The sequence below is a fragment of the Pedobacter sp. 10L46_2 genome, assembly GCF_056395165.1.
On the sequence record NZ_JBFTIZ010000081.1, the window covers coordinates 1 to 18,028 of the forward strand.

The following is an 18,028-nucleotide window of genomic DNA, read 5'->3' on the forward strand; positions in this document are numbered from 1 at the left end:
TTATTATACCAGTCGAAGTTCAACGCAAATTTGCCTTGCAAAAAATTAGCATCAAATCCGATATTAGTCTGTTCTGAGGTTTCCCATTTCACCGCGGGATTGCTGATTCGTTCCTGGTAGCCGCCTGGAGTAAGCACACCCTCATCAGGGCCAAAAATATAGTTTGTATTATTTAGCTTAATTGGTGCCAGATATTGAAAAGCAGCTATGTTCTGACTTCCTACCTGCCCCCAGCTGGCACGTACCTTAAGAAAGTCTAACCAGTCCTTTTGTCCCTGCATAAAACTTTCGTTTGTTACGACCCAGCCTGCGGAAACAGAAGGGAAATACCCCCAGCGGTTTGCCGGGCCAAAACGTGAAGAACCATCAGCTCTGAAAGTGGCATTTAACAGGTATTTTTCTTTGTAGTTATAATTTAACCTGCCAAAATAAGATAGCCTGCGATCCGGCTCGTTAGGTCCACCCCCAATAGTAATACCTGCTACGGTTTTACCGGTTGCGTTACTTAGCCAGGCATAATCAAAACCATCAGCAAACAAATTGGTATTGGTTCCAAAAATATTAGAACCATCTGCACGATATGCAGAACTACCCACCATGGCTTCAAAAGTATGGTCATTATTTAAGGTAAATTTATAGCTCAATAAATTATCCCAGATCAGAGATTTACCTTTATTCATCGACTGGCTGGCTTTGTTAACAAGGTTATAAGTGTAAACCGAAAGGCTGTAGACAGGGGTATAAGAACGACTTTCGCCTGCACTGTAATCCATACCTAAGCTGGTTCTGAATTTTAGATTTTTAACCGGTTCGATTACCATATAAATATCACCCAGTATACGCTGAGTATTATTTTTGTTCTGGCTGTTATATACCATAGATGCATAAGGATTTGCCTCAGCATTGTTCCATGTAGACTTACTGTTGTCGAAGAAGTTTCCATCCTCATCATACATCTTCAAAAATGGGCTGGCACTAAATGCTCCACGAAGCGTGTTATTATACTGATTACCAACACTTATACCATTATTTTTAATATCTGTATAGGTTAAGTGCTGACCGATTTTGATGATATCTTTATAAAAATTATGCTCAGAATTGATTTTAAAGCTGTAGCGTTGGTAATTAGACAAGCCTTTGCCCCCTACTATACCTTCCTGCCCGGTATAAGATAAACCCAAGGAATAAACTGAGGCTTCAGATGCACCGGATGCACCAAGTGCATAATTTTGTGTAAGCGCATTGTCTACAAACATCTCGTCCATCCAGTTTGTACCTTTGCCAAAAGCTTTTATCTCATCATTAGTGAACAGTGGTTGTTTCCCCCCGTTTACAGCAGCTTCGCTCATCATAGCTGCGTATTGTGAAGCATCAAGCAACTCTAATTTTTTTGCAACATTTTGTACACCTGCGTAAGCATCAAAAGTGATTTGTCCTGTCTGCCCGCGTTTACCTTGTCTTGTGGTTACCAACACAACACCATTAGCCGCCTGCGAGCCATAAATAGCCGCAGATGCAGCATCTTTTAAAACATCGATCGATTCTATATCTGATGAGTTTAAATAGGTGATATCGCCGGTAAGCACTCCATCCACAACATATAGCGGCGATGCATTGCCAATGGTACCTAAGCCTCTTATGGTTACTTTGATGTTTTCGCCAGGCTGACCAGAAGTAGATGTAATCTGTACGCCGGGAGTTTGCCCCTGTAAACCCTGCAAGGCGTTAGTGGTACTTTGCTTTTGCAGCGTTTCTCCTTTAATCTGAACTGTGGCGCCGGTTACCAGTTTCTTTTGCTGAACGCCATACCCCACTACCACTACTTCGTTGAGGCCCTGGTTATCTTCAGCTAAACTAATGTTGATGGTGTTTCCTTGTCCAACTGTTACTTCTTTGGCTACAAAACCAATAGAGCTAACCTGTAGTACATCCCCGGTTTGGGCATTAATGGTGTATGCACCATCATTATCGGTCCCTGTTCCGCCAGTTTTTCCTTTTACTTTTACCACTGCACCCGGTATGGCGAGCCCATCCGCTGCAGTTACTTTTCCACTGATCTGACGCTGCTGTGCAAATAAAGATTCGCTAAAAACAAGCAGTGAAAGAAACATCAGCAGAAAAATATGTTCTCTTTTAATCATAGAATTCTTTTTCATGCCGTTCATAAAGATTTAGTAAATAATTGATTCATTTTATATTGGTTTAATTTTAGTTAGAGCTTTATTGTAGTAGCCTTACCATTGTAAGTAATACTATGATTCGCCTTTTGGTTAAAGTCTAATGCCTTGGCTGATTTAGGGGTAATCACCACGATCTTAAATGTTCTATTTTCCAGCATTCCCTTAAAACTTCCTTTGCGATCACCTACTGTAAGCGTTTTGGTTTTTTCGTCGTAATTGAAATCTACCGTAGCAAAAGCACCTTTCTCATAGTTGTAATTGGTACCCTCATCCTCATAAAGAGAGAATGAAGCATTTTTTCCGGTATACACAAAGAGTGTTATCGGATCAGCAGGTTTCTCTGAGGTGTATTGTAATTCCGGGCCTGTAGGAACAATAGATCCTTCTTTTACATACACAGGCGTCTTTTCATATGGCGCATCAGCTTTAATGGTTTGTCCACCCTTAAAGTACTTGCCCGTATATAAATCATACCATCCTTGTCCTGAAGGCAGATACACATCTCTGTTCCTGTCTTTGTACTTATAAACAGGATTAATTAATAGCGAAGGGCCAAAAAGGAATGCATCCGACAAATTAGAAGCTTTAAGGTCCTGAGGAAAGTCCATCATTAAACCGCGCATCATGGTATAATCGTGATGATAAGTGTTGCCGGCAATTGAATAGATATAAGGCATCAGTCTATATCGCAACTTATTGTAGTACAGCATGCTTTTATAAGCAGGGTGACCCTCTGGCGCAATGTTATAGATCTCTCTGAAAGGAAACTGTCCGTGTACCCTAAACAAAGGAACAAAAGCGCCAAACTGATACCATCTGGCATTTAGTTCTCTCCACTCTTCCAGGTCTTCTTTATTAGGTTTCTCATACCGTTTTTCAACAGAAAAACCACCAATATCCATGGTCCAGTAAGGCATACCCGAAAGCGAAAAGTTTACCCCTGCACCGATCTGGGTTTTCATGTCTTCCCATCTCGAAGCGATATCTCCGCTCCAGGCCGCAGCAGCATATCTTTGCAGGCCTGCATATGCCGACCGTGTTAAAATAAACACCCTGTTCTCGTTGTTTACTTTACGTTGTCCTTCGTAAACACCTTTGGCATTAACCAGTGGAAATGCATTGAAATAAGTTGTAGACGATCCTTCATAAGTTGGATTCATCAGGTCTTTTCTAATCTCCACCGGTAAATTCGAATGCATATCCGGTTCTGTAGCATCCATCCACCAGGCATCTATACCTTTGCTATACAACCTTTTGTTCATCAGCTCCCAAAATGCAGTTCTCGCTTTAGGATTAAAAGCATCGTAAAATGTATTCGAATATCCTTTGCCTATCCAGTCTACACGGCCATCCACTATGTTTCTTTTATAAAGGAAATTTTCTTGGTTTAATTTATCATAGATATCGAAACCCTTATTAAACTTAGGCCAAACAGAGATCATCAGGTTCACATTTTGTTTGTGAAGAGATTTGATCATCCCATCAGGGTCAGCAAAACGCTCAGGGTCAAACTGCTGACTACCCCATTCCGGCTGCTTCCAGTACGACCAATCCAATACAATATTATCAAGTGGAATTTTTCTGTCGCGAAATTCTTTTACCGTTGATAAAATCTCATCCTGTGTTTTATAGCGTTCTCTGCTTTGCCAAAAGCCCATAGCCCATTTTGGCATTAATACCGCTTTTCCGGTTACTGCTATTTTGATTTTGGTTTTCTTATCTTTTTTTAATTCCAGATCTAGTATTGCCGATCCTGAATTCCAGGCCTGACGCCAAAAATCGGCAACAAGCTTATCATCAAACCAAACTTTAATATAACCTGCATATTTTAACTGAAGCTGATACAGCCCTTCAAGTTCGCTTCCCACGGCTCCCTCATAATGCACCACGGCATCCTGCATTTTTATGCTTGAAGGAAATTTATGCTGATCTGTTAACCAGTTTATAGATAATTCAGATATAGGTTGCTTAAGCAATACCTTTCCGGGTTCAGTTTTTGAAGTATAGGAAGCGGTAAGCCATCCTTCATCCCCTTCTTTAGAAAATAATTTCAATGCAGTTAAAGGCTGGTAATCTCTTATGTCGCCAGCGCGTGTAATTGAATAATTATCCCAAAGCAGGCCATAACCTTTATTAGAAACAAAAAAAGGAACACCTATTTCTGTATTGTACTGCACAAGATCTACCCTGCGTCCGCTATAATTTACCAGCCCTTGCTGGTGCTGCCCCAAACCGTAATATGCTTCATTTTCCTGCGCATCGAATAGCTGAGAAACCTGATAGGATGGCTCTCCATTAAATACTTTAGGGATAAGTGAAAGCCCTTCTGTTTTTGTTTGGGCCAGTAACACCTTACCGTTGGCATCACGATAAGTGATTAAACCTGTTTTAGTAGATACTTCAACTTTTAACGATGAAGTACTTAAGGTTACCTGGTCGGCTGAGTTGGTTGTTGTAAATTTAACAGCAGCATCTGAAAGCTTAACAGCCATTAAACTTTTGTCGCCAGGAAACTTGTCTGTCGCAATTGCAGTTACATGAATGATCTGATCGGATACTGGCTGAAGTTTTATTTTTTTAATTCCTGAGGGAGAATGTTGAATGGGAATTTCAATTCCTGAGGTTGTTTGCACATCATCTTTTACTTGCCCGTTTACATTTATATATAGTAACATACTACCTATAAATATTACGGCGCTCACCCTAATTTTTCGCATAGAAATAAATACTGTTTATACTTGGTTTATTTATTTCTAAAGGTATATGCAAGCAAAAAAAGGCAGGGCATTCAAATGATAACAATTAGGTATTCATATGTTAACAAATCTGCTAAAATGAGCATTAAACAGACTCTTGATCGGGTTTTGTTAAGGCATACGCTGATGGCAGCATATTGAATTCCTGCTTAAAATATTTACTGAAATGTTTAGGGTTACTGAAGCCAACTTCATAGGCTACCTCGGCAATGGTCATTTGCGATTTCAGCAACAAGGGTTTAGATTTTAGCAACCTGTAAGAGCGTATGTATTCTACAGGTGATTTACCTGTTAGCGGAAGTACTTTTTTATATAAACCTACCCTGCTCATATTCATGTCTGCACTTAACTGGTCGACAGTATAAGCGGAGTCTGACAAATGTTTTTCTATATGAATAGACAACTGTCTGATGAACTTATCGTCAACAGATTCAATTTCTGTTTCCAGTGGTTTAAACTCTACCTGCTTTTGGTAGGTCTTTTTTGAAAGCGCCTGCTGCTGCAGTAAGTTCCTTATTTTAGACAAAAGGATCTCAAAGTTAAAAGGCTTGGTCATATAATCACTTGCACCGGTTTCAAGGCCCATCAATTGTTCGTCTTCGGTAGTTAGCGCGGTAAGTAATATCACAGGCAAATGGGYCGTACGCTTATCCGCTTTAATTTTCCGACAAAGATCAATACCGTTCATTTCAGGCATACTCACATCACTAACAATCAAATCAGGATGTATCGAAAGTATTTTTTGCCAACCTTCTTTACCATTGGCTGCCTCGGCTATCTGGTAGTATTCTTTTAAATTATCCTTTAAATAAAACCTAAAATCCTCATTATCTTCTATCAGCATGAGCACCGGCTTTTTACTTTTCCATACAAACTTGGGATCGCTTACCGAATTTTCATCTACCCCAGCGGTAATGAGCAGGTCGAGCTTAGGTTCCGGATCGGAAGTTTCCATATCCGTTTTAGGAAAAACAAGGTAAACTGTAAATTCAGTGCCTTCATTCACAATACTATCAACCGTAATATGCCCACCATGCAACCTTACAAATTCCCGGGTAATCGACAAGCCTATACCACTCCCCTGGTTAACAATGGAATCGGGAACGTCATTTTGAAAAAACCTTTCGAATATCCTTGCCTTGTTATCTTCTGGAATACCAATACCCGTATCAGAAACTTTAAGAATTAACTGGGTTTGTTTTTGTTCATTAATGGTAGTGAGCAAACTTACTTTCACTTTACCACCCTGTGGTGTAAATTTAAATGCATTCGAAAGCAGATTAAACAGTATCCTTTCAATTTTATCATGATCAAAAAAAGTAATCAGGCTCTTTCTATCGGTTTGAAAACTAAAACTGATGTTCTTTCTGTCGGCTATATCACTAAAGGAAAACGACAGCTCCTGAATAAAAGAAATGATATCTCCTGTTTTAGGATGCAGTTTTAATTCGTGCACTTCCATTCTTCTAAAATCCAGCAATTGATTTACCAGATTCAGCAAGCGGCGCCCGTTCCGCTGAATCATCTGAAGTTGCGGTCTCTCTGAATCCTGAGCTTGTTTAATCAGTTTCTCAAGTGGCGTAATGATCAGCGACAAGGGCGTTCTGAATTCGTGACTTACATTGGTAAGAAATTTTATCTTAAGCAGATCCAGTTCATGCATCCGTTTCGCTTGTTGTCGTTCCTGTTCTATTAAAAACTCCTTCTTTATCCGTTGAATGCCACGATGCCGGATAAAAAACAGCGTACCGCCAATTAGCAATACGTAAATGATATAGGCTAGCGTTGTTCTCCAAAATGGAGGCATAATGGTAATATTAAGGCTGGTCTCATTGTTCACCCAATTTCCCGAAGCATCAGTAGAAACCACTTTAAAAGTATATTCACCCGGATCAATATTGGTATAGGTTGCCAATCGGTTATCCCCCTGAAGTTCCTGCCAGTGCTGATCAAATCCTTCCAGCCTATACCGGTATTTTATTTTTTGAGGATTAAAAAAGTTCAGTGCTGCAAACTCAAGTGCAAATCCATTCTGGCTATGGTTCAGCTTTAAATCTTTTGTAAAAATGATAGACTTCTTTAATAAAACCCTTCCATTTACCTGGTCATCAATGCCAATACTCCTGTTAGAAATCTGCAGATCGGTAAAAACGATAATAGGCCTGGTATTGTCATTTCTGATATCGCCCGGTTTAAAAAGATTAAAGCCATTTGCCCCTCCAAATAAAAGTTCTCCCGATTTGGTTTTATAGCCTGCATTGGCATTAAACGCATTGCCCTGCAAACCATCATGTTCATCATACTTACGAAAGGTATAAGAGAATTTGTCTGTGCTTATCTTCTTAACAATGATCTCAAACAAACCATTCGCCGTGCTTATCCAAAGATTTTTGTCATTATCTTCAACCACTTTTAATGTAGTCATTTCAGTGAGGCCATCTTTACTGTCGAAATTCTGGAACTGCCCTGATTCAGGATTTAGCCTACTTAAACCATCACGTGTAGATATCCATATAAAACCATAGCTATCCTCCATCATGCCATAAACAACATTATTAGTCAACGATTTTTTATTGCCTGGTTTATTCTTGTAATGAACAAATCTGCCATCCTGTTTCATTTCATCAACGCCTTCAGAGGTACCTATCCATATATTGCCTTTTCTATCCTCTATTAAACAGGATAGCGAATTTGAAATTATACCATTCTTTTCTCCTACCTTTTTGTGAAGAAAAATGTGTTTGTTTCTATCGAATTTATCCAGCCCACCACCTAAGGTAGCAATCCATAAATTTCCTCTCCGGTCTTCAAGAATGTCCCACACCCGGTCATCAGTCAAGCTATTTGTATCTTGGCTATTGTGTTTATAATTGATGAACTTTGTACCATCAAAGCAGCTTAACCCGCCAAAATAAGTACCTACCCATAGCTTTTTATCGCGATCTATAAACAGGCTTACAATGATGTCGTTACTTAAACTGTTTGGGTTGCCGGGCTCATGCACATACCTTTTAAACTGACCTGTTTTTCTATTAAAATAAAATAGTCCGCCTCCATTCGTACCAATCCAGATGTTACCCAGTCCGTCTTCTGCAAAACGGTTTACATCATCATAGGTCAGCCCTCGGGGATTTGCATTCTGGTGTTTATAGAGCGGGAATTTGAGGATCTTTTCATGATAAAAGCTAACGCCCCTTTTAAATGTTCCTACCCATATTATGCCCGAATGGTCTTTATACAAGGTTAAAATGGCATTTTGACCAATACTTTTAACGTCGTCCTCTTTATTAACAAGATACCTGACACTAAAATTTCTTTTATCCAGCAGGTTCACACCGCCATGATCGGTTCCTATCCAAATCAATCCTTTATCGTCCTGAATGATACTGCTAATCAAGTTGTTATTCAAACCATTTGGTGCCTTGTCTATGAATCTGGTTTTCCCGGTTTTGGTTTCATAAAAATCTACTCCTCTCTGGCTATTCAGGGTATATATCCATAGATCGGACGCATTATCAACAAACAATTTAAAGTTTTGAAAAGCCAAAGGGTCATCATGCTTAAACACAGAGATACGCTTTTGCACTTTACCGGTAGAGCTATTGAGCAGTTCTACGGTCTTATCCGTATGAATAATCCAAATGTCTCCATTAGGCCCTTTCTGTAATGCAGAAATTGGAGAACCAGCCAGTGATGCAGCATTCCCGGTATTCAGTTTTAGATGAATACTTTTTTTGCTCAGTGTATCATATTTAAAGACGCCTTCGTCACCCGCGTTGAACCAAAAACCGCCTTTACTATCTTTTACTATATCTATGATCTTTTTAGCAATAATGTTTAACTCCTTCAGGTAAGGTTTCACATCCCTTATAAAACTTTGGGTTTCCGCATCATAGATATTTGCGCCGTTCTTGGTTTCCAGATAGAGCTTGTTATCTGGCAGTTCAGAAATATTGACGATAAAATCGTCACTTATTGATTTGGTATCTCGTGGATCGTGCTTAAAAATTTTTATCTGCTGACCATCAAAACGGTTTAATCCGGAAAGGGTACCAATCCATATAAAGCCCTTGCTGTCTTTAAAAATTGTATTTACCTGGTTATGAGAAAGCCCATCGGAGAGGTTTATACTCGAAAACTGAATCTGGTCTTGCTGCGCTAGCCCAACAAATGAAATCAGGAAGAAGATTAATGTAATTATGGTTTTCCTTGCAAACATTAAAGATTCATTTTATAAAATTCATGCATGGTATTCTTTAAATCAGAATAAAGCGTTTTAAAGATCCTAAAATTCCTCAAATAAACCTCACCATTATTAGGGTTTGGCTTAACCATTTTTGGCGTTTTATTTACCAAATCGGAATAATCATGAATCAAACCAAGGGCTTTCATTGCCAACAGTGCAGCACCAACTGCCGAAGCATCTTCTGATTGTGTAATCACCAGGTCTTTTCCGGTAATATCAGCCATTATCTGCATCCAGATATCCGATTTTACAATGCCTCCGCTAATATTGATCTGTTTAATGGGCTCAGCATTTTCCTGCAAGGCATCAAGCACATCGTACATCGCATAGCATATACCTTCCAGTACAGCTCTCGAAAAATGGGCTTTTCCATGTTCCAGCTTTACACCAAAGAATACGCCACAGCTTTCGCTATCCCATATCGGTGCCCGATCTCCGGTTAGATAAGGTAAAAACAGCAACCCATTACTTCCAGCCCTTATGCCTGCAATTTCTTCAAAAAGCTGTTCATAATCGGTTTCTCCCAAGTCATGTTTAATGTTATTTTTTATCCACCATTGTAAGGCAATGCCGCCATTATTTATCGGGCCGCCGCAAATAAAAGTATCCTTATCAAGGATATAACTAAATGTCATCGCCTTTTCATTCGGCAAAGGCTTATCGCTGGCTATTCTTACCGCACCACTTGTACCTATGGTCATCACAGCAATACCGGGTTTAATCCCTCCACTCCCCAGATTGGCCATACAGCCATCACTTGCACCAATTACAACAGCAATACCAGACTCAAGAAACTTAGTATAATTAGTTTGTACAGGTTCAGAAAGCATTTTACTATCTATCCCTGTGATATTAAGGGAATCTGTATGCCAGTCTAGCAGATCTATGTTAAACAAACCAGTACAAGAAGCGATTGAGTAATCTATCTTAAACTCTTTGAAAAGCTTGTACCAGATGTATTCTTTTATGGAAATGAATTTATGTGTTTGGCTAAACAAATCCGGATCATTCTCCTTTAACCAAATGATTTTGCATAAAGGCGACATGGCATGCAGCGGTGTGCCTGTTGCTTTATAAATGGACAAGCCAGTTTCAGTGCTTCTTAATCCTTTAGCAATTTCAGAACTTCTGTTATCGGCCCAGGTTATCATTGGTGCCAGCGCGTTACCATTTTCGTCAACCGGTATCAGGCTGTGCATGGCACTGCTTAGGGATATTGCTTTTGGCACATTGCCAATTTCAGCAATCAATCCATCCATGCTTTTCTTAAAAGCATTCCAGATTTCTTCCGGATTCTGTTCATGATAACCGGGTTGTGGCGAGGTAAAAGCGTAATGCTGCTGAAAAGCACCAAATGAGTTGCATTTGGTATCTACAGCAACCGCTTTTACACTCCCCGTACCGATATCTATTCCTAAAACATAATCCATAATTGCAATTTAACGTTGCAAGATAGAAAATGAATTATAACTATTTCTTTCTGGCAAGATCCAATGCTGCAGTAATTGTGTAATATTTTGCAATCATATTGGGTACTTCCCATGCAGGCAGATCCTTATTTTTAAGGTAACTCAAAAACTTTTCAGTTACCCTGGCAAAATGTGCCTCGTGCCCTTCTTTGTATTTATCGGGAATATTAACCCACCATCCGGTTTTGGTTTTTGTAAGCGAAATACCTGGAAACTTGCCCTGTAAATTTTTAAGCTGCTCATTTAAAGTTGCTTCAAAAGCGGCATCTTTTGGATTCACAGGATCAATATATAGTTCAGGTTTAAATTTCTGCTCTGCTCCCTGTTTTATAATCAGGTTGGCCTTTGTGCCACGCATAATGGAGTAATGTGTATCGCCAGTACCTTCGGGTGCTTTATAATTCCATTTTACGGAAACTTTAGCATGCACACCACGGAGTTTATAATTGATCTCTCCGTTTGAAAACACCTTTAGCACACTATCGTTAACCACATCTTTTTTAAGATAATCTGGAAACGCAGTCGACTTGGTGATGGTATTAAACTGGCTTAAAGTTAAATCTGTACTTGATCTTTTAGCCGACACCAATTGAACATCGGTTTTATAATCGAGCGTCTGATCCGGAAAACATTCCCATTGCACCAGGTCAACCAAATGCGTAGTTACATCAACAATCCCCTCTCCTTCCTGGGCTACATCCATAAACCATGCAGGTCTTACCAAAACACTTCCTGAAACATACTTATAAAAATAATGAACACTTTCTTTGGTAACAGCAGGGTTATCAGGCGTGCCTTTTTCAAGCATACCGAAAACTTCGGGTATCATTGAGAACTCTCTTTGCAGCATGGTAGTAATCTCATAACGCTCCGTCATGATATCATACAACAACAGCTGCTTTTCTGCTGCCGTTTTAAATGCACCTTTCAAAACCTCAAAACTAGCCCCATCAATGGCCATTGGCTTATCAGCCAGCACATTCAATCCGGCTTCAACCGATCTTTTTATGTAGTTTGTTTTCTTCTGGTTATTTCCTGCCAATACCAATACATTCCCTTTCTTTTCGGCAATCATTTTATCCAGGTAATCATCGCCCAGATAAACTTTTTCATCCCATGTGGTTGGATTGTCCGGACGCTTATTGTAGGCTTCAATTTTTGACAAATGCAACTCCACATCGGCTCCCTTAGGTGCATACACATGCACGGTAGAATCAACCCCGCGATACATTGATTTTTGCACTAGCGCAGCATGAAAATGTCCGGGATCAAGGGTGATCAGCTTTACAGCATTATCTTCCTGTTTCTTAGGCTGACTGCATCCTGCCAGCACAATTAATGGGATCATTATTAGTTTGCTTTTCATAGTTTAACTCTTTTTATCGAGAATATAGTTGGTACCATAAGGATAACGCTGTGGTCTCGATAATAATTTATTGGCTTCTGCATTATCTTTAAAAACTTCTTTGTTCGGATCCCAATATAGCTTTTTTGGAGATCTCATTGCAGCATGAGCTACTAAACATGCACTGCAAGAACGATGCGCAACTTCTGCAGGGCTAATTGTTGCCTTTCCGCTTTCAATACAATCCAGCCAGTTGCCGTGTTGTTCAGGACTTTCGTACAGATGAATTTCATTGGCCTCTATTTTAGAGGTAAGAATAGCCGGATCGCTTGCATAAAATGCTTTATTATCTTTACCACCCGACCCAGGGTCTGTACTGGTAACCCCTACGTTTCCTCTTGATACAAAGATCCAACCGTTACTGCCTTCAAACCTTACCCCATTAGGATTTTTACTATTCATCACCATGTTTACACCATTTGCATACTTGGCATGAACCTCATAATCGCCATGTACATTCCACAAACCATTTTTAGGAAATTCGGCACGCGCCTCAATTTCAATCGGGCCAGTATGCTCTGTATTCATTCCCCAGTGAGCAATATCAATGTGATGTACGCCCCACCCGGTAATCATCCCGGCACCAAACTGTTCTAATCTTAACCATCCGCCCCTCGATTCCGGATCTGTTTGTGAATGTACACGATCCTGCGTATAGTAAATGTAAGGTGTTGAGCCAAGCCACATATCATAATTGAAATTTGCAGGAATTGGCATCTCTGTAGCAACCCCACCCGCAGGATCTGAAGGCAAACCAACCTGTACACTTTGAAGTTTTCCTATCCTTCCATTTCTTACCAGTTCACATGCTCTTTTAAATTGAGGCCAGGGGTTAACTGAACGCTGCTGACTACCTAACTGAAAAGTAACTCCAGATTTTCTGACCATATCACTCATCATCCTACCCTCTTCAATAGTTAACGAAGTTGGTTTTTGAAGATAAATGTGTTTGCCTGCAAGCGCTGCTTCAATTGCTGGCTGGGCATGCCAATGATCAGGGGTACTGATCATCACCGCATCAATATCTTTATTGGCCAGCAGGTCATGATAATCATCATAAGTTTTAATATCTATATAATTGGAATTACCTGTTTTTTTGGTATACCAGCCCTCTACCAGCTGTTTTCCACTTTTCAGTCTGTTACCGTCTAAATCTGCAATGGCCACAATACGGGCTTTATCATATTTAAAAGTTTCGGCAAGGTCATGTGTCCGGGCAATTCGGCCGCAGCCGATCTGGCCTATATTAATTTTATTGCTGGGTGCGTTTTTACCAAACACAGAAGCAGGAACTATAGTAGGAAAGCCAGTCATGGCAACAGAAGTAACAACAGCACTCTTAACAGCCGTTTTCACGAAATCTCTTCTGCTATATGGAAGTTTTTCATTTTCGCTCATCATATCATCTAGGTTTATTAGGTTAATATTTGGTTAGTAGCGCAGCGGTGTATTTCGTGAATCTGCGTATGCTTTACTGTAATCTATTTTTTTATACTGGCCGGCAACATAGTTGATGCCCTGAAGGATGTGTTTGATAAAAACCGGGTCTTCATAGTTTTCTTTATCGTGTCCAAGAGCGGTAATCCAAACATTTCCCCCATCAAATTGCTGGTACCATACTGCAGGATATAACTCCGAAAAAGGAGCAGAAAATGTTTTTATTTTCTCCGCATCTGCCGGATCAGATGAATTTAAAGAGGTAACATCATGTGCCATGATTACTTTAATGCCAGGATACAGTTCTTTGGCAAAATAACATTCATCTTTTCTTTCCCAAACTTTTGGCAAGCCTGCAACAGAGGGATGCGAAGGGTCAATTACTTTTACAGTAAACTTTTGGTTTCTGGCATGCCAGGCAAACGTGCCTCCCAGCATTTGCTTAAACCATTGCCAGTTTCGTTCTGTACCGGTTACAGAGTGTAAGCCAACAAATCCGCCTCCGGCTTCTATATATCTTCTAAAGGCTAACCTTTGTCCATCGGTATCAAACACATCATTATTAGTGCTTGGAAAAATCAGCAAGGTATACTGCTTTAAATTTGCCTCTGTAAAAACCGAAGGATCATCAGATACATCGGTGTCAAATCCATTCTCCTGGCCCAATTTCTGAATGCATTTTACCGCATTAGGGATATTGTCATGAACATACCCCTTCCCGTTTTTGGTGTACACCAGTACTTTTACTTTTTTCAGAAAGGTGTTTTTTTCAGCAGCCATTGCAAATGGGATGCACAATATCCATAAGGCAGAAAGCAGGATACTCGCTTTGAATTTAAATCTTAAAATTGATACGCTCATTAGTTTGAATTAAGTTGGTTTAATTTTATTTTAACTACGGGAGGACTGGCAAAATCACCCCAGGCGGCTTCGGCACGCTCCTTAGAAGTATGGCCATTGTACACCAGGAACCTGTATTTTAGGATATAGGTTTTCCCCTTTTCCAATAACCAGTCTTTATCTTTTGTTGGCGAGAAATTGGCATACACATCTCCCCTTCCGTTCATGTTTTCAGGCCATATTCTTAATGGTTCCGGATAATTATAATTGGTAGGATAAGACATCATTACCGCACCGGCATAGTCATCATCTATTTTTCCCTGCAAAATCACCCAACGTGCTTTGGTGCCATCCGCATCTTTTCTTGTTTTTCCTTCGGATGTCAGGGTTTCGCTATTTTCTTTATTCCATTTTTCGGTAGCCCGCCAACCCAAGCCGCCATAACGGTATTCTTTAAGTAATACCTGTTCATCAGTAGCGCAATTGAGCTGAATAGTGATATCAGCAATATAATAATCCTGACCTTTTTGAGGTTGGAAGATCCTTACCGACTGAAGCTCGTTGAGTGCTACCTTTTCAGTTCCGTCTTTTTTAAAAACCACATGATCGTGCAGTGTCTGATATTCTGCATATACCGGACCTGCGTTTACAGCAACAAAATCTACAAACCTTACCGTTCCTTTCCGGTCTTTAAGGTTCCAGAAGTCTACAGTATCACCTTCAAAAACCACATGAGTCCATGGGTTCCACAATCCATAATGATGGTAATGATCGGGAGCCTGTATCCGTGTTAATTCTTGTCCGTGCGGAGACCATAACGGATGTATAAAACCGCTTCTTTTAAAGGCCGTATCTATTCCCTTTGGTGGATAAACCGTTTTGTAATTGTAGCGGAGTAAGTTTTTATTCCCGTTACTTATTGTTAACTCCCCGTTTTCACGGATAGCCCTTATGTGATCCGCAGGCTTAAGCGGTTTTCCTTTTTCCAGGGCAAATATGCTTGTGGCCAAAGAAGGTTTTACCAGCCAATGCAAAACCCGTTTTCCGTTGTTTTCTACCTGATACGCTACAGGGGTTTGTTTGTTTCCTTTTACCTCTATTAACCTGATAACGCTATCAGGCAAAGCAGTTATTGCATCCAGATCTACCTGAACATGAATCTCTTTATCTGGCGTTCTTTTCTTCAGGTCTACCTCCAGGGTAGCAATTCTTTGGGCATACAAGGGTGTTAGCATTGCTGAAAAGGCAATAAAAGATATGCAGGTTAGCCTCAGGGAATTTAACATCATTATTTCTTTAATCGTATTTTAAAAATATGGTTTTTAGACAGTAAGATCACTTTAGCCTCTATTCTATTTTATCAATCGGTGGTACATTACCCTCTGAGCCAGAATATCCTTTGTTTTGATTTATGTGACCGGATACATTTGCCCTGATCGCACTTTGAGGTACCGGCCACAATACATGATATGGGCTCATGGTATATTGATCTCCATGATTTGTTTTAACACCATTTTTATAGAACACATTTTTTTCTTTTACCCTATCATAAAAGAAATTGTTTTCCGAGAAATTGGTTAAAGAATATACTTTACCATTATAGGCAGTTTTACCGGTAAGTGCAAAAATGTAAGCAATTCTGGTCAGCTCACATTTTCTTGGCTCCTCGTAATAAAGTTCGCGGGCTCTTTCATCCAGTATCGTGCCGATGTTGATCGAAGCAGGAGTATAGGGTGCTGCTTTTGCACGTGCCCTTACCTTATTGATATCAGCGGCAGCGCTGGCCAGATCGTCTTTCCAATAATAGGCCTCGGCGCGAAGCAAATAGGTTTCTGCTATCCGGAACACATACCAGTCTGTATGACCACCTTGCATTGGCGCATTTTCAAAATCAGGTATAAATATCTTATACTGCGGCCATCCAAAATAACTCCTTATGGTATCAGTAACGGTAAGGCCGCCTGCAGCATTTCGCAATTGTATCGGTTTATTGTAGTATGTAGGGTCGCTCTTCTTTAATGCGGGCTCATTATAAACAAGGTCTTCCATGTTCATCCAATTGCCTTTTATATGCCTTAAGTCATTAGGATCGTCCCAGATCGCTTGTGTGCTGTAAGATGTTCCGCGACAGCGGCCTATTCCTCTTCCATAAAGATTAGACTGTGTGATCTCCAGATTAATTCCATCGTTAGTACCTTTTTTTCCATTTGGCGTATTGATGTTTGAACCCCAGTTCGGTACTGCCTGACGCATAATTTTCATCCCCCCATCATAACCTCCATCCATCTGCCTGTCAATCACCATAAATATACCTTCCCTGTTCTCACCCAACGACTTGTTCTCCGGTCTGTGAAGGTCCCATATCAGGTTTCTTGTTTCATCTGCTCTTGTAGCGCCGAACCGGTTGGTCATTAGTGCATACGGACTTCCATTTATTACCGCATTTGCAGAGGCTATGGCATCGTCAAATTTTCCGAGCGCTAAATTCACCTTGGTAAGCAAATGATTTACCGCTCCTTTGGTTACCTCACCCTTATTCACATTATCAGTTACCCATTGCGCTGCAAATTCCAGGTCTGTTTTCATCTTCTGAAGAATGACCTCGCGCTTAGTGGTATAAAAATCTACCCTTGGCGTGGTTACTTCATTCAACAACAAAGGCACGTCTCCAAATTGATTTACCAAACGGTAATAACGGAATGCTCTGTGAAAATAGGCCGACCCCAGTATCGAGTTACGCTCCGCTTCATCTTTAAAATTGGCAGCATCAATACGGCTAATCACTGTATTTGCATATTTGATACCCTTATATCCCTCGTCCCAATAATATCCAATTCTGTTAAAGTCAACCGAATTTAGATTCGCATCAGGAGTAATCAACAGGTTTAAATCCTGAGCAGGACCAGATTTATCTGTTGTACCATCAACTGCTATCTCAGAGAATATTTGCTCGGTAATCCACGGCGCGCCATCACCAAAGTATTCATTCCGCAAATTTCTTGCACAAGCTACTAATGTAGCCCGCAAAACTGCAGGGTCTTTATAATCTTCATCTGTGTAAAAGGAAAGCGGTTCGGGTTCTAAAAAGCTTTTTTTACATCCAATTCCGGCCAGTATAGTGATAACTAAACAGACAGGTAATATTTTATATAGATTTTTCATGATCATCGATTTGATTTATACTACAAGGTTACATTTAGTCCTAATGTCACATACCGGGGCGTTGGGTTTTTATTCTGTGGATCCCAATAATCCCAGTCGGGTGCATAAATTGCTGCGTTTTGAACAGTCGTAAAGATCCTTACACTATTCAACCTTCCTTTTTCAACCAGTTTCTTTGGCAAAGTGTATGCTAACGAGACATTATCTATTCTGATAAATGATGTTTTACGGTATACATTATAGTTTGCACTGCCATTGCTTGAGTACAATCTTGCATAATCGTTGATTGGATTTTCTGCAGTCCAATAAGGCACTTTGTACGAATTCTGTCTATCCTGAAAACCGGAATTATTCTTAGCCTCATTAAAATCTGTCATGGCTCCCCAGTTGGAATACATAGAGAAAGAAAAATCAAACTGCTTAAAAAACGTRAATTCATTTCTCATTGAAGTGGTAAATTTAGGATTTCTGGATCCCAGGAATTGTTTATCCGCATCTGTGAATTTGAAATCCCCATTTACATCCTGCAGTTT

At 40.0% G+C, this 18,028-nt stretch carries 9 protein-coding genes and 1 pseudogene; all 10 read right to left on the reverse strand.

From position 1 onward, the window contains the following. Positions 1–2,156 (reverse strand): SusC/RagA family TonB-linked outer membrane protein (locus AC1DDX_RS11280; protein ID WP_477622050.1); only part of this gene is annotated, 2,156 nt, incomplete at its 3' end. Positions 2,157–2,212: 56 nt separating this feature from the next. Then, positions 2,213–4,855: a glycoside hydrolase family 31 protein gene (locus AC1DDX_RS11285; RefSeq protein WP_477622051.1), complete on the reverse strand. Its 2,643-nt coding sequence runs from the start codon at positions 4,853–4,855 to the stop codon at positions 2,213–2,215. A 166-nt stretch (positions 4,856–5,021) separates the two neighbouring features. After that, positions 5,022–9,155, reverse strand: coding sequence for a hybrid sensor histidine kinase/response regulator transcription factor (locus AC1DDX_RS11290; RefSeq protein ID WP_477622052.1), 4,134 nt, complete (start codon positions 9,153–9,155; stop codon positions 5,022–5,024). Beyond that, positions 9,155–10,612, reverse strand: coding sequence for a gluconokinase (locus AC1DDX_RS11295; RefSeq protein WP_288879623.1), 1,458 nt, complete (start codon positions 10,610–10,612; stop codon positions 9,155–9,157). Before AC1DDX_RS11295 ends, AC1DDX_RS11290 begins: the two co-directional genes overlap by 1 nt. A gap of 40 nt (positions 10,613–10,652) precedes the next feature. Further along, positions 10,653–12,017 carry a putative oxidoreductase C-terminal domain-containing protein gene (locus tag AC1DDX_RS11300; RefSeq protein WP_288879622.1) on the reverse strand — a complete coding sequence of 455 codons (1,365 nt, stop codon included), beginning with the start codon at positions 12,015–12,017 and terminating at the stop codon, positions 10,653–10,655. Between the two features lie 3 nt (positions 12,018–12,020). Further along, complete coding sequence (locus tag AC1DDX_RS11305; protein ID WP_288879620.1) at positions 12,021–13,457, reverse strand: Gfo/Idh/MocA family protein; 1,437 nt, start codon at positions 13,455–13,457, stop codon at positions 12,021–12,023. A gap of 30 nt (positions 13,458–13,487) precedes the next feature. Further along, complete coding sequence (locus tag AC1DDX_RS11310) at positions 13,488–14,354, reverse strand: ThuA domain-containing protein (RefSeq protein WP_172660985.1); 867 nt, start codon at positions 14,352–14,354, stop codon at positions 13,488–13,490. Then, entirely contained in the window at positions 14,354–15,622 is a 1,269-nt protein-coding gene (locus AC1DDX_RS11315; RefSeq protein ID WP_288879619.1) for a DUF6807 domain-containing protein, read from the reverse strand. The genes AC1DDX_RS11310 and AC1DDX_RS11315 overlap by 1 nt, the downstream gene beginning before the upstream one ends. 58 nt (positions 15,623–15,680) lie before the next feature. Further along, positions 15,681–17,495, reverse strand: coding sequence for a RagB/SusD family nutrient uptake outer membrane protein (locus AC1DDX_RS11320; RefSeq protein WP_337715853.1), 1,815 nt, complete (start codon positions 17,493–17,495; stop codon positions 15,681–15,683). A 20-nt stretch (positions 17,496–17,515) separates the two neighbouring features. After that, positions 17,516–18,028, reverse strand: a pseudogene (locus AC1DDX_RS11325) (SusC/RagA family TonB-linked outer membrane protein); the annotation flags it as partial.